The organism is Perlucidibaca piscinae DSM 21586 (assembly GCF_000420045.1).
GTDB classification, from domain to species: Bacteria; Pseudomonadota; Gammaproteobacteria; order Pseudomonadales; family Moraxellaceae; genus Perlucidibaca; species Perlucidibaca piscinae.
Window position 1 is genome coordinate 144,992 of the sequence record NZ_ATUE01000007.1, and the last position, 13,534, is coordinate 158,525.

The following is a 13,534-nucleotide window of genomic DNA, read 5'->3' on the forward strand; positions in this document are numbered from 1 at the left end:
CGTTGACACTGGAGGAGATGCATCATGAAGACATTCATTCAGAAGCTCGACAGCAACCTCTGCCTCTGCTTCTGCATGATGAAAGGCTTCATCCGGCTGATTGACCAGATGGAGCTGGAGGATGTGGCTCACGTGGTCACCGAGAGCCGCAAGGCCCGCGCCGGCTGGACCGACTGGCAGTGACGGTCACGGGCCGGCGCAGCAGGTGCCGGATCAGGCCTGCTCGAGCTCGACCAGACCTTCCTCGAGGTACTTGAGCAGACGCTGCATGTGCGGCAGCGTGCGACGGCAGGCAATGATGCCGATCTCGAGCTTGTCGACGTAGCTGAACACCGTGATGTTGGTGGCCTGGCCATCCATCGCGATCGACACCGGATAGATGCCTTCCAGTTTCGCCCCGTTGAAGTACAGGGTCTGACGCGGCCCGGGCACATTCGAAATCACGATGTTGAACGCCTGCCAGGTCGGTGCAATGCCCGTGGCCATGTTGATGCCGCTGATCGACATGGCCGTGCCCACGTAATTCATGATCTCCAGCTGTGTCATGTCGGCGAAGCGGGTCTTGCTGTTCTGCACCGAGCGTCCGATGGCCGCCAGCCGCTCGAGCGGGTCGGCGATCTGCGTGGCCAGGTTGGCGAGTACCATGCCGATCTGGTTGCCGGCATCGGAGTCGTCACGTCGCAACGACATCGGCACCATGGCCACCAGCGGCTCGGCGGGCAGGGCGCCCAGCTCGTCAAGATACTTGCGCAGCGCCGAGGCGCACACGGCCAGCACGGCGTCGTTGAGCGTGCACTGGTGGCGCTGGCTGACGGCCTTGAAACGCTCCAGCTGCCAGGACTGCGCGGCGAACCGTCGCGAGGCGCTGATGCGCTGGTTGAGGATGGTCTTGGGTGCCTGGAACACCGATACATAGTCGGGATCCTTTCCACGGGAACGGATCGACTTGACCAGCTCGGTCGACACCTTGGGCCAGGTCGCGGCCTGGGCCTTCATGGTGGCGGCGAGACGAGCCGCCTTGGAAATCGGCTTGGTGACTTGCTCGACCATGCTGGTTTCGCGTTTCGGCTTTTCCAGTGCCCAGAACGGCGCCACACCACGCAGGTCAGGATCCGTGCTGAAACTTTTCTGCAGCATGCGCATGCCGGCGATGCCATCCATCATGGCGTGATGGATGCGGCTGTAGACGGCGATGCGGCCATCCTCGATGCCGTCGATCAGGTAGCACTCCCAGAGCGGCTTGGCACGGTCCATGAGGCCGCTGTGCAGCTTGCCGACCAGGCTCAGCAGCTCGCGGATGCGGCCTGGCTTGGGCAGGGTCAGGTGCTGGACATGCGCCTCGAGGTCGAAGTCCTTGTCCTCGACCCAGAACGGCACGCCGAGCTTGTAGCTCAGGCGCTGGTTGAACGGCGGTTGCGCGACCGTGGCCTTCTCGAAGGTCTCGACCATCCGCTGCACGTAGTCCGGGCCGGCATCCGGTGGCGGTGTCAGCAGCATCAGGCTGCCGACGTGCATGGGCTGGTTGCGGCGTTCCAGCAGCAGGAACATCTGGTCAGGGAGTGACAGCGGCTTCATGGGCAGGCTCCGGGCGTTGCGACGCCTCTTGTTTTCGCGTGAAAAATGACCGGCAGCGGGTGGCAGGTCAGCCGGTGCGCATCACATGCGCACCTGGGTTCCCATTTCTACCACGCGGTTGCCGGGAATGTGGAAAAAGTCGGTCGCCGACACGGCATTGCGGGCCATGGCCACGAACAGCTTCTGACGCCACAGCGACATGCCGTTCTGGCCGGTGGGCAGGATGCGTTCGCGCGACAGGAAGAAGCTGGTGTCCATGAGGTCGAACTCCAGACCCTGACCACGACACAGCTCCAGCAGCTCGAGCATGTCGGGCTGCTCCTTGAAACCGTAGGCGGCGGTAACCAGGTAGAACTCGTGGCCGATACGCTCGATGCGCAGGCGCTCGACATCGTCGACGAAGGGCACGTCGCGGGTCACCAGCGTCATCAGCACATTGCGCTCATGCAGCACCTTGTTGTGCTTCATGTTGTGCAGCAGCGCATGCGGCACGTACTGGTGCGAACCGGTCATGAACACGGCCGTGCCCGGCACGCTCTGCCCGATGTCGCCGCCGATGCTGTTGATGAACAGATTGAGCGGCATGGTCTCGGCGCCGAGACGGCTGGCTAGCATGTCGCGGCCCTGCTTCCAGGTCAGCATGAGCAGGAAGGCGCTCATGCCGATGGCCAGCGGGAACCAGCCGCCTTCGACGATCTTCAGCGAGGTGGCTGCGAAGAAGGCGAAGTCGATGAGCAGGAAGGGCAGGGCCACGGCGACGGCCACCGCCGGGTGCCATCCCCAGAGCTTGTGCGCCACCACCAGCAGCAGCAGGGCGTCACAGATCATGGTCATGGTCACCGCTATGCCGTAGGCCGCCGCCAGGTTGCTGGAGGTCTTGAAAGTCAGCACCAGCAGCAGGATGGTGAAGAGCAGCGTCCAGTTGAAGAAGGGAATGTAGATCTGGCCCATCTCGCGGTCGGAGGTGTGACGGATCTGGAAGCGCGGCAGATAGCCCAGCAGCATGGCCTGGCGGGCGATCGAGAACACGCCCGAGATCACCGCCTGCGAGGCGATCACCGTGGCCAGCGTCGACAGCACGATGAGCGGCACCAGGCCCCACTCCGGCACCAGCCGGTAGAACGGATTCTCGACCGCGCTCGGGTCGCGCAGCAGCAGGGCACCCTGGCCGCAGTAGTTCAGCAGCAGGGCCGGGAACACCAGCAGGAACCAGGCACGGCGGATCGGCTTGCGACCGAAGTGGCCCATGTCGGCATAGAGCGCTTCGCCACCGGTGATGGTCAGCACCACGGCGCCCAGGGTGATGAATGCCGCCACCGGATGCTCGATGATGAAATGCACGGCCCAGTAGGGATTCATCAGCTCCAGCACCTGCGGCAGCTGCTGGATGTTCCAGATGCCGAGCAGTGCCAGGGTGACGAACCAGATCAGCATGACCGGCCCGAAGAGGGCACCAATGCTGGCCGTGCCCCGGCGCTGCATGAGGAACAGCGAGATCAGCACGCCGATGGTCACCGGCAGCACGAAGGGCGCCATCTGTGGTGACACCACCTCCAGGCCCTCGACCGCCGACAGCACCGAGATGGCTGGCGTGATCATTCCGTCGCCGAAGAACAGGGCGGCCCCGAACAGGCCGATGCCGATCAGAACCGGACGCAGCCAGGCATGGCGGTAGCGCGCGCGCAGGGCCAGCGCCAGCAGCGCCATGATGCCGCCTTCGCCACGGTTGTCAGCGCGCATCACGAAGGCGATGTACTTGAGCGACACCACCAGGGTCAGCGACCAGAAGATCATCGACAGGATGCCGACCACGTTGTCATGGGTGATGGGCAGGCCACGGGCGACGTGGAAACATTCCTTGAGCGCGTAGAGGGGGCTGGTACCGATATCCCCGAAGACGACCCCGAGTGCTCCCAGGGTGAGGGCGAGCTGACGCTTGACCTGTGCGGCTTCCGCCGGCGATGTGTGCATGTCTTGCCTCAGTGGCATCTCGCCCGGGCGGGCAGGATGCCGTTTTTGCGATGGGCGATTTTAGCACCGATGCCGTGACGCCGGCCAAGCGGCCCCCCGTTGAAAAAGACTTTGCGAAGTCGGGCGGCTTTGGGTAGGATTGCGCGCCTTGCCAGCCGTGATAGGCTGACAAGTCCCCGGTGAGGTGTCCGAGTGGTTGAAGGAGCACGCCTGGAAAGCGTGTATACGGTAACCCCGTATCGAGGGTTCGAATCCCTCTCTCACCGCCAAACATGAAGCCCCTGGTTCTTGCAAAAGAGCCGGGGGCTTTTCGTTTTGAAATCTCTAAAGAAATCAGCTGCTTATGCTGTGCGCGCCGGTGGATTCGAGAGAGCGGAGACACTTCTTGACGTCTATTCAAGGCGAGCGCATCTGTTTTTCTCCGGCGTCTCATTGGGCAGTACGGGTTTGATGAAGCCGTAGCTGAACCGACCCCATTTCTCTAGACACCCTGTTGCCTCAAAATCCCAAGGCAATGGAGGTCGTCATGACACAGATTCGTTTCACCCAGGAGTTCAAGCAGGAAGCTGTCCGGCAGGTCGTTGATCGAGGTCATCCGGTCGGCGAGGTCGCGGCTCGTCTCGGGGTTTCGCAGCACAGCCTGTACGCCTGGATCAAGCAGCACAACAAGCCAGCGGCGGCGACAGCCGCCGAAGCCGAGATCAAGCGCCTGCAAGCTGAGTTGCGCCGCGTCACCGAGGAGCGCGACATCCTAAAAAAGGCCGCCGCGTACTTTGCCAGCGAGTCCCGGTAAGGTACGCCTTCATTCACGCCCACGAACACCAGCACACGGTCACCATGCTGTGCCGGGTCATGCAGGTGCAACGCAGCGGGTACTACGCCTGGCGAGCCCAGCCGCTGTCGCAGCGCGCACAGGATGACCGTCGTTTGCTCGGCCTGATCAAGCAGTCCTGGCTGGAGAGCGGAACGGTCTACGGCTATCGCAAGATCACGTCCGACCTTCGCGATTTGGGTGAGCAGGTTGGCAAGAACCGTGTCTTTCGACTCATGCAGTTGGAGCAGCTGCAGGCGCAACGTGGCTACGACCGCAGACCTCGGCACCATGCTGGCAAGCCCGCAACCATCGTGCCGAACCATCTGCAGCAGGAGTTCACGGTCGACGCGCCAAACAAGGTCTGGGTGACGGACATCACCTACATCCGCACTCACGAGGGCTGGCTGTATCTGGCCGCCGTCATGGACCTGTTCTCACGCCAGATCGTGGGCTGGTCGATGGGTGCCCGGATGGAGACGGAGCTGGTGCTGAACGCGTTGCTGATGGCGGTCTGGCGCCGGCGTCCGACGGCTGCGGTGATGATCCATTCGGATCAGGGCAGCCAGTTCAGCAGTCATGACTGGCAGACGTTCCTGAAGGTGCACAACCTGGTACCCAGCATGAGCCGTCGCGGCAACTGCTGGGACACTCAGTTCATTATGCTTACAGAACATCGGACTGATCTGACCCGTGCTGGGATTGGCCTGGCTGCCCTTGCGTTGACCTGTCGATCAGTTCCGATGTTCCCCGAGCATTGTCGGGCCTATCGCTTGTGACCTAATAGGAGCTTTGTTCTGCACCGTGAGTGTCCTGTCCTGCGAATAGGGTTGACGATGCATCCGAGATAGCGGAGGCATCTATGAACCAAAGTGAGGTGTTACTGGGCGTCGACACGCATTTAGATACGCATGTTGGCGCAGTCATTAGTGAAGCTGGCAAGCTCCTGGGCACATTAGCTGTGCCTACGAATCTAGATGGGTATTGCGAGCTGTTGGTCTGGGCTAAATCATTCGGTAAATTGCGACGTGCTGGCGTCGAAGGTACTGGCACTTATGGAGCCGGATTGACTCGCGTACTACGCGACCATGAAATTGAAGTGTTAGAGGTCAATCGGCCCGACCGGGCAGCACGTCGATCCAAAGGCAAATCTGATCCAATCGATGCAGAAAATGCTGCACGCGCAGTCCTTGCTGAGAAAGCAACGGCTATACCGAAGACACAATCAGGCGCAGCAGAAGCCATGCGAGCAGTCTCTGTAGCTAGGCGGAGTGCAGTCAAAGCCAAAACGCAGGCAATCAATCAGCTACGAGCTTTGCTGGTCAGTGCACCGCAAGATGTTCGAGAGCGGTTGTTAAAAGTCAAAGCGGCCGAGTGCGTGAAACGGTGCCTTCGACTGCGCTCGCTCGGTACAAGCGTCATGGAGCAAGCATTGACGGCTACCCTGAGATTATTGGCAAAACGCTGGGCCTCACTCGCAGATGAGCTAAAAACACTCGATGCCATGCTGGAGCGCTTAACTACTGAGTATGCCCCGCGCCTGCGTGAGCGCTTCGGTATAGGCCCGCAAACTGCTGCGACGTTAGTGGCAGTAGCAGGCGACAACCCAGGGCGTCTGCATAGTGAAGCGGCCTTGGCAGCACTCTGCGGTACTAGCCCACTGCAAGCTTCCTCTGGCAAAACGACACGTCATCGTTTGAACAGAGGTGGCGATCGAACGGCCAATAATGCCTTGTGGACCATTGCGATGGTTCGGATGCGAAGTGACCCACGAACACGAACTTATGTTGAACGTCGAACGCAGGAAGGACTGTCAAGCAAGGAGATTCATCGCTGCCTGAAACGGTATATCGTGCGTGAAATATATCCGCTAATCATGGCTGATTTAGCAGTCTCGAGAGGCTGTGGTTGACATAGGAGCGTCAACGCGGTGGCGGAGAGCTTCTTCCAGCTGCTGAAACGGGAGCGGATACGCCGGAAGGTGTACCTGACCCGTGACGAAGCGCGGGAAGATGTGTTCGATTACGTGGAGATGTTTTACAACCGGAAGCGCAAGCACGGTCACACGAACATGCTGCCGCCCGCCGAGTTCGAGCGGCAGTATTTCATGAGGCAGGGAGCTGTCTAGGAAACTGGGGTCGGTTCAGGCCATGGCGGCCTGACTTAAACGAAACGGCCTCCACGGAACCGGGCTTGATTCAGGATGCTGTCAGTGCCGATCAGGGTCTTCGGGCTTCTGGTAGTGGGCGAGAAGCTGATCAAGCAACTCGTCGTTGATGAGGTGTTTGTCCTTACTCATGGTGTCTCCGGTCTGGTGCGCCAGTGTCGCTTAATTGACCGGTCACACAAAATCTAGGACCCCCTCGGGGACGTCGCAGCGATGGTGGTTGTGCAACAAACAGTCACTCATGAAGTCCATCGTCTCTTCCCTTAAGCTGTCAAATCCTTATCCTAGCTTTCTAGACGCTTGGTCGATTGTTCGCGATAACCGCTGCTTGTACAGGTCTGCTGACGCACTTTCAATAGCCCTTTTCCCTTCGAACAGCAAGACCGGATCAACTAGTCTGCGGAGTAACTGGATTAGGGCCGCAATTCTCGGCATGTCCTTCTGGGGGGGGATATCGCTCCCATAACTATCGATCGATTTCGCTAGACGCCAAGTGATGTCCTCTGCCATACGATCCATGTTTTCGCGAAGTCGCCTGGCTATTTCAAGCAGGTCTGTCAACTCAATACCGTTTTTGACGAGGTCCGCAGCTGCCTCGAGCATCAGGATCTCACCTACACGATATCTTCTTCCCTCGGGTAGCAGGAATCCCAAATCGACCGCCTGACGAAGAAGCACTTTCGGCATCCGTTTGTAACCGAACATGCGTAACAACTGTGCGTTTGTAACTGTGCCTGGCGTTGAATTGCTAGGCATAAGAGGCGTGGTGATTACTGTATCGAGACCGATCAACTCCCGCACGTTACGGCCTTGTTCGGCCGCATCGATTAATTCCTTGATGCCGTTAAGGCTATAACCCCGACTCTGCAGGCGTAACAAAAGTTGCAGGCGATACAAATGTGCCTCTCCATACACGGCCTGGCGACCGCGTTTGGCCGGGGGAGGGATGATGCCTTTATCTTGGAATGCTCTGAGATTGCGTACTGTTGTCCCCGCAAGAACAGAGAGTTCTTCCACCAACCAGCCTTCTCGTTCCGTTACCTTCACTATCTGCGGTTCCTCAAAAAAGCTTCAAAAGCATAATAATCTATCATGATCAGCCGTGTAGTGGCTTAATGAGCCTGGGTTCTATCCCCACGCCCCCCCCCCCGCATTTGAGTAGCACGAAGCTTTGGAGTCCAATCCCACCCTGACGCTGATCTGGTCATGCAGGCGCTGGGCATGGCTTATGAGCAACGCGGTCGTCCTCAGGGTCTGATGTTCCACTCGGATCAGGGTGGGCAATATGCATGCCGGAAGTTCCGGCCGCGCCTGTGACGCTACCGGATCGCGCAGAGCATAAGTCGTCGCGGCAACTTCTGGGACAACTCGCCGATGGAGCGGCTGTTCCGCAGTCTGAAATCGGAATTGGTGCCGAGTGTGGGTTACATGACGGCCCAGGAGGCACATCGGGACATCAGCCATTAGCTTATGCACCGGTACAACTGGATACGGCCGCATCAGTTCAATGACGGACTGGCGCCGGCTATGGCGGAAGAAAAGCCTAACTCAGTGTCCCGGATGAGTTGACCACTACAAACAGCCCCCTTTTTATGCATTTAGGAGAACACATAGTTGTCAATTGGCAGATGCTTGGCGCGCCAGAGCATCTCGAACGAGGTCGACGGCCGCAACATGGGCGCGTCGCCGTGCCGATCAAAATAGTAGCTGTTGGACATCGCACAGTTATGATTCAGGAAAACTGTATTCTTCTGCCGGTCCTGGATATCTGCAAAGTACCTGTCATGCACCTCCTGCCGGATCTCGACACGCGTCGCCTTTCTGCGCCGAGCCTCATTGATGCACCTGACGGCGTGTATCGAATTGCCCTCGACCATCTTGAAATAGGACGTTCCAATCAGCGCGTAGGGGCCGAGCATCACGTAGAAATTAGGATAGCCGGGCACCGTCATCCCTTCATAGGCCTGGTAGCGATTTTCCTCCCAAAAAGAGCCTAGCTCCACGCCATTGCTGCCGACGACTTCGTAGGACGGCAGGTTTCCCTTCTCGAAAACCCGGTAACCGGTCGCCATGATCAAGACGTCGACTGGATGCTCTTCCCCGTCCTTTGTCAGCACTCCATTTTCCGTGATGCGCTCGATAGGCGTCGTCACCAACCGTGCGTTGTCTCGAGCAAAGACCTTGAAATAGTCATTGGAGAATGACGGCCGCTTGCATCCAAAGCCGTACTTCGGCGTCAGCTTTTCCCAGAGGTCAGGCCGGCCCGGCAACTGCTCATGCATGTTGCAGATTCCAGCCGCTTCGCAGTGCCGCACCAGCCAGGGAAATTGCCGGTAGTAGACTGCTGATATCACCATCAAGGACTCGCTGACTATGTCGGTGCCTGCACGTACGAGGCGCTGCGCCGTCGGCGCCAGACGAAAGGCGCTCCTCAGCCACGCCGGTAGAACACGGTCTGGTTTCTTCAGCAACCAGATGGGCGTGCGCTGGAATACATCGAGATGGGCAACCTGCGGGGCGATGGCGGGCAGCAACTGCACGGCGGTCGCCCCTGTACCGATCACGGCCACCCGCTTGCCCTCAAGGCCAATGTCGTCGCGCCAGTACCCGGTGTGGATGGTCTCGCCTCGGAAATCCTTGATGCCTTTGATGTCAGGCATCTTCGGGGAGATCAGCCCACCCGTCGCGGAAACCAGATGACGGGCCGTGACGATCTTGCCACCGTCCGTGAATATCCGCCAGCAATGACTGCTTTCATCGAACTCGGCGCGCCCCACTCTGACGCCAAACCGTATGTGGGGATAGATGCCGTACTTCGCTGCCACCTTCTCCGTGTAATGGTGCAATTCTGACCCTGGTGCGAACACACGCGACCAGTTCGGATTCTGCTCGAACGAGTACGAATAGGTGAACGAGGTGATATCGACGGCGATACCGGGATACCGGTTATCTCGCCATGTTCCGCCGACTTCGGAAGCCCGCTCGAGCAAGATGAAATCGTTGATGCCCTCGCTCTTTAGCTGGATCGCCGTGCCGAGCCCAGAGATACCTGCTCCGATGATGACGACTTCATGGTCCGGATGAGCAATGACCGGCATCTGCGTAATAGCCCGCTCCTGATGAACAACGGCAATATTCATGCGAGTTCTCCGAGGGTTCGTGTCACGCCAGCAGGTTGGTCGGTATGGCGCTGGATAAATAGGGCGATTTTCGTCACATCTTTTTTTGCCTCGGGCAGAAACAGGTTGAAAATTGGCCACACATGAGGCATATCCTGTCTGGCGATCATTTGTACCGGAACTCCCGCCTCCCGCGCCCTCTGTGCGACCATATAGGCGTCATCTCGCAAGCATTCGCTCTCGCTCACCGTCAGCATCAGCGGCGGAAATCCCGCGTAGTGGCCTCGCGACGGCGAAACATGCGGATCGGTTGGCTCTGCACCGTTCAGATAAATCCCGATCGCATGATCGATGATAGATTTCGACAGCATCGCATCGGCTTCAGAATTTGCCTTCACGGACCACAGTTTGCCGGTCGCATCCGCACCGGGCGACAGCGCGATCGCACAGGCCGGCAACCGCAACCCCGCGTCCCTGGCTCTGAGCAGCGTCACCAGGGTCAGGTTCCCACCCGCAGAATCACCGGCAATGACAATCGGCAACTTGCCACCTTCACCCCTCACCAGAGCGGCATACGTGGCGAATGCGTCGTCCGGCGCGGCAGGAAACGGGTGCTCGGGTGCCAACCGGTAGTCCGCAAGGAAAATCCGTGCCGAAAGCCTCTTCGCCAGTTCGCCACAGAACGGGTGATAGGTTTCGAGGCGACCGCCAATGAACGCACCGCCATGGAGATAGAGCATCACCATTCTGGGATTGCTCACCTCCAGCCACTGGCCGTGTATGCCACCAAGCACATCCTTGCGCATTTTCACCCCTGCAGGCAGTGGGCAGGGCAGCATTCGACTGTTCATCGCGCTACGTAAGTGTTTGACGACAGCCTCTTTGCTACCAAACTCTCGTTTAACTCTAATGCGCAACGCTATCTTAAGGATTTCGGCTTGTGTGGATGCCATGACTTCTCCCGGTAACCTTGACCGTCCAAGTATTCGCGCTGAAAAACTCAGTCGGCAATTAATCGATAGGCTTCGCCGAGGCCCTTGGCGTACAGTCTTGGCGCAAGCCGCTTGATGTACCACGCGATGCGACCGTCGACCTGCGGTAAAATATAAAGCTGGTTCCTGTCCATGGCATCCAGCGTTTTGCGGGCGACTGTATCGCTGTCCATGAGTGCGAAACGAGTCATCGCCTCCTTGGCAAAATCCGACCGGCGCTCGGGAAGACGTCCGTCGTTCGCGATATTGGTCGGCACCACCGTCGGGCAGAGTACGGTCACGTTGACACCAGTACCCGTCAGTTCGGCGTGGAGGGTCTCTGAAAGGGACATGACGCCGGCCTTGGTGACGTTATAGGTGCTCATTTCTGGCGCCGCTGCAAAGCCTGCCGCCGAAGCAACATTGATGATTCCGCCGTATCCAACACTGCGCAGTTGCGGAGCGAAAAAATGACATCCATGAATGACGCCCCAGAGATTGACGTTCATGCACCAGTGCCAGTCGGCAAGCGTCACTTCGCCGATCGCGCCGCCCAGTCCGACGCCGGCGTTGTTGACCACCAGCGTCACGGGCCGCTTCAGCAACTCAGGCGCCTTCCTGGCCAACTCTTCCATCTGCTCCGATTTGCCGACATCGCAGGCGTAGGGAACCGCGTGTGTCCCCAGCGCAGAAAGATAGTCGGCAACAGCCTCCGCCCTGTCTTGCCTGATGTCCGCGCAAATGACGGCGCCGCCACGGCGTGCGATTTCATACGCAAAGCTCTTGCCGATGCCACTGCCGGCGCCTGTAACGACTGCCGCGGCGTTGTTCGATACCTTCATTGACTTCAATGCCATGACTGACTCTTGCTTAGTGGGCGATGGCAAGCTTGCGCTTGGCTCCGGAACTTTCTGCGCTTGATCCATTTACCGACTGACGACGGCGCAAAGTCCAAGCTTTCAGTGCATCAAAGGCTTTGTGCGTGTCCTTGGACTTGTCATATGCACGCTTCCAGACGCGGATCACCTCGCGGTTGTCGTCATCCCATGGATGAAAATCCGGCGAAAAGTACGGCAGGAAGTGCGACGCGAAAATGCGAGTGAAAATTCCGGGCCGCACGAACAATTTGTCGCTCATCCGAATTGCCGAGCGCCAGTTGGTGAGCTGGCCATCCTTGTAAAGAAGATAGGCCTGATTGCCTACCATGATCGGCACGCCAACAGCTACGGCCAGCCCCATCCCACCCACCCGCTTGAAATAGCCCGACAGTCCGCCCCCGCTTGCCTCCACGAACACGTCAAAACTCACACCCTTGTGTTCGGTTTCCTCGACGAAGTGCCAAAACAACATGGCTCGTAACTCCGGATCCGTCTCGTCGAACAGGTCTGGATTCTCGAGCATCACCGAAGAAATGATGGCCGTGAAATGCTCGAAGGCCGCCGCAATGGAACATTGCATGTCCGGGCTGAGGCTGCCCTGCAAGCTGGTACGGATTCGCGTGAAGACCCTTTCGACGACATCAATGGGAACACCATGCTCCACGCATGCCTTGTTCATTTCGTCATGCTCGCGAGCGTGAATCCGCTCCTGCTTGCAGAAATTTATTGCCGCCTGCCTGACTTCGGGATCCTTGAGATTGTCTAACTGGATCCGGGCCGAATTCATGACCCAGCGCTCACCGTCTGGCACTGCTGCCAGGATGGCGTTCATCCAGTGTGTCATCCACGGATCACCGTTGAACCAGTGCCTGGTCACGGTCTCCGTATTCATCCGGAAGTGGAGATCCCGAGGGATCACCTCCTCGTAACCTATCGACCTAGCTAACTCACCCATAACCGACTCTCCTCAGTGCGCCCAAAAGGTTGGTCAACCATACAAATTTTAGGATAAGTGATAAGATATGGCTCTAATAAAGATTACACGAAAAAATGTTACCATGTCATCATGTAATTTATTGGTGCGCTCAGTCAAGTGCTGTTATGGCATATTTTCATGCTCACGAGGGCTTGCTTACGGGCGTTGTTGCGTAAACGCCTGCAGGTCATAGGCTTCGTGCAAAGTCTGATTGATCTGGCCAGGTTGGATTGACCCGTGCCTGACTACAAGCGCCATCTGCCGTCGTCAGAAGGCGCTGACTGTGAGTCTCCCTTACCGTCCCAATCGCGATGGCTTGCATCTGCTGGTCGACAACACCGGTGTGAAAATGCTGGGTGAGGGTGAGGGTGAGGGTGAGGGTGAGGGTGAGGGTGAGGGTGAGGGTGAGGGGGAGACCAAGAAGCATGTCGCGGAATACGGGGTAGAACCCACCGCCGGCAGTGGCGCAAGGCGCATCTGAGCATTGATGCCGAGACGCTCGAAATCAGGGCCATCGAGATCAGGGGCAACCGCATCGGCGACGCGCCGATGCTGCCTGAGCTGCTGACGCAAATCCCGGTGACGGAAGTCGTGACGACCGTAAGTGGTGTATGGCGCCAAGGCCTGCCATGCCGCGATTGCGACACCCGGCGCGGCCGCTCTGATCCTGACCCTCAAGAATGCGCAGACCTGGAAAGGCAGCGGTGCAGGTGTTGAGGCTCGCCATGAAACCTTGCGTTCAGCCCGGCATCTGGGTCGGACGATCTGGAAGAAATGGAGCGGTTATCACCGGCGCAGCCTAGTGGAAACCAAGATGGGCTGCTTCAAGTTGCTGGGCGAGCGGGTGACGGCCAAAGACTTCGACCGCCAGATGATAGGGCTTCAGGTGCGCGCGGTGATCCTGAACCAACTTATGCGCTTGGGCACGCCGAAGGGAGGCCGCGAACTGACCGCTGCTGTCCCTGAGGCCTTTGCTGATCTCGGTCTGTGGCAACGAGTGCAGCCAAGTGTAGACATTTGGTTGTATGACCAATAAAATGGTGTTTGTAAGCTATATCACGCTTCT

The 13,534-nt window shown here is 58.5% G+C and carries 9 protein-coding genes, 1 tRNA gene and 4 pseudogenes; 7 read left to right on the top strand and 7 right to left on the bottom strand.

Going from position 1 to position 13,534, the window contains the following annotated elements; genetic code table 11:
• The first annotated feature begins 24 nt into the window (after positions 1-24).
• Entirely contained in the window at positions 25-183 is a 159-nt protein-coding gene (locus tag F595_RS14660) for a hypothetical protein (RefSeq protein ID WP_022956378.1), read from the top strand.
• Between the two features lie 30 nt (positions 184-213).
• On the opposite strand, the gene F595_RS0108165 is transcribed toward F595_RS14660, so the two are convergent.
• Together F595_RS0108165 and F595_RS0108170 are read right to left on the bottom strand one after the other, a co-directional pair.
• Positions 214-1,575, bottom strand: coding sequence for a WS/DGAT/MGAT family O-acyltransferase (locus tag F595_RS0108165; RefSeq protein ID WP_022956379.1), 1,362 nt, complete (start codon positions 1,573-1,575; stop codon positions 214-216).
• Between the two features lie 81 nt (positions 1,576-1,656).
• Positions 1,657-3,546, bottom strand: coding sequence for a potassium transporter Kup (locus F595_RS0108170; protein WP_022956380.1), 1,890 nt, complete (start codon positions 3,544-3,546; stop codon positions 1,657-1,659).
• A 178-nt stretch (positions 3,547-3,724) separates the two neighbouring features.
• Between F595_RS0108170 and F595_RS0108175 the strand changes: the two genes are divergently transcribed.
• The 4 genes and pseudogenes from F595_RS0108175 to F595_RS0108190 form a co-directional block, all read left to right on the top strand.
• A tRNA-Ser gene (locus tag F595_RS0108175) sits at positions 3,725-3,815 on the top strand.
• Between the two features lie 257 nt (positions 3,816-4,072).
• Positions 4,073-5,007 (top strand): annotated as a pseudogene (locus F595_RS13445) (IS3 family transposase); the annotation flags it as partial.
• A gap of 212 nt (positions 5,008-5,219) precedes the next feature.
• A complete protein-coding gene (locus F595_RS14500) occupies positions 5,220-6,269 on the top strand; it encodes an IS110 family RNA-guided transposase (protein WP_084682899.1) in 1,050 nt (349 codons plus the stop codon).
• Between the two features lie 12 nt (positions 6,270-6,281).
• Positions 6,282-6,485, top strand: a pseudogene (locus F595_RS0108190) (IS3 family transposase); the annotation flags it as partial.
• Between the two features lie 318 nt (positions 6,486-6,803).
• On the opposite strand, the gene F595_RS0108200 reads toward F595_RS0108190, so the two are convergent.
• Complete coding sequence (locus F595_RS0108200; RefSeq protein WP_228126952.1) at positions 6,804-7,541, bottom strand: MerR family transcriptional regulator; 738 nt, start codon at positions 7,539-7,541, stop codon at positions 6,804-6,806.
• A gap of 165 nt (positions 7,542-7,706) precedes the next feature.
• On the opposite strand from F595_RS0108200, the pseudogene F595_RS14505 reads away from it, so the two are divergent.
• A pseudogene (locus F595_RS14505) lies at positions 7,707-8,093 on the top strand (DDE-type integrase/transposase/recombinase); the annotation flags it as partial.
• Between the two features lie 29 nt (positions 8,094-8,122).
• Here F595_RS14505 and F595_RS0108205 read toward each other — a convergent pair.
• Genes F595_RS0108205 through F595_RS0108220 form a run of 4 tightly spaced genes read right to left on the bottom strand, consistent with a single transcriptional unit; the run spans position 8,123 to position 12,447 of the window.
• Positions 8,123-9,664: a flavin-containing monooxygenase gene (locus tag F595_RS0108205; RefSeq protein ID WP_022956386.1), complete on the bottom strand. Its 1,542-nt coding sequence runs from the start codon at positions 9,662-9,664 to the stop codon at positions 8,123-8,125.
• On the bottom strand, positions 9,661-10,596 hold the full coding sequence (locus tag F595_RS13450; RefSeq protein WP_084682901.1) for an alpha/beta hydrolase: 936 nt from the start codon (positions 10,594-10,596) through the stop codon (positions 9,661-9,663). The genes F595_RS0108205 and F595_RS13450 overlap by 4 nt, the downstream gene beginning before the upstream one ends.
• A gap of 47 nt (positions 10,597-10,643) precedes the next feature.
• The gene (locus tag F595_RS0108215; RefSeq protein WP_022956388.1) at positions 10,644-11,471 is read right to left on the bottom strand and encodes an SDR family NAD(P)-dependent oxidoreductase; all 828 of its coding nucleotides are present in this window, start codon (positions 11,469-11,471) and stop codon (positions 10,644-10,646) included.
• A gap of 13 nt (positions 11,472-11,484) precedes the next feature.
• On the bottom strand, positions 11,485-12,447 hold the full coding sequence (locus tag F595_RS0108220) for a metal-dependent hydrolase (RefSeq protein ID WP_022956389.1): 963 nt from the start codon (positions 12,445-12,447) through the stop codon (positions 11,485-11,487).
• Between the two features lie 204 nt (positions 12,448-12,651).
• Between F595_RS0108220 and F595_RS14510 the strand changes: the two are divergent.
• Positions 12,652-13,399: pseudogene (locus F595_RS14510) on the top strand (IS5 family transposase); the annotation flags it as partial.
• Between the last annotated feature and the right edge of the window lie 135 nt (positions 13,400-13,534).

Excerpts from the sequence above, each read along its gene's own strand:
- F595_RS0108220 (WP_022956389.1), bottom strand. The coding sequence starts at position 12,447 with ATGGGTGAGTTAGCTAGGTCGATAGGTTACGAGGAGGTGATCCCTCGG.
- F595_RS0108170 (WP_022956380.1), bottom strand. The coding sequence starts at position 3,546 with ATGCACACATCGCCGGCGGAAGCCGCACAGGTCAAGCGTCAGCTCGCC.
- F595_RS0108215 (WP_022956388.1), bottom strand. The coding sequence starts at position 11,471 with ATGGCATTGAAGTCAATGAAGGTATCGAACAACGCCGCGGCAGTCGTT.
- F595_RS0108205 (WP_022956386.1), bottom strand. The coding sequence starts at position 9,664 with ATGAATATTGCCGTTGTTCATCAGGAGCGGGCTATTACGCAGATGCCG.
- F595_RS0108165 (WP_022956379.1), bottom strand. The coding sequence starts at position 1,575 with ATGAAGCCGCTGTCACTCCCTGACCAGATGTTCCTGCTGCTGGAACGC.
- F595_RS14500 (WP_084682899.1), top strand. The coding sequence starts at position 5,220 with ATGAACCAAAGTGAGGTGTTACTGGGCGTCGACACGCATTTAGATACG.
- F595_RS14660 (WP_022956378.1), top strand. The coding sequence starts at position 25 with ATGAAGACATTCATTCAGAAGCTCGACAGCAACCTCTGCCTCTGCTTC.
- F595_RS13450 (WP_084682901.1), bottom strand. The coding sequence starts at position 10,596 with ATGGCATCCACACAAGCCGAAATCCTTAAGATAGCGTTGCGCATTAGA.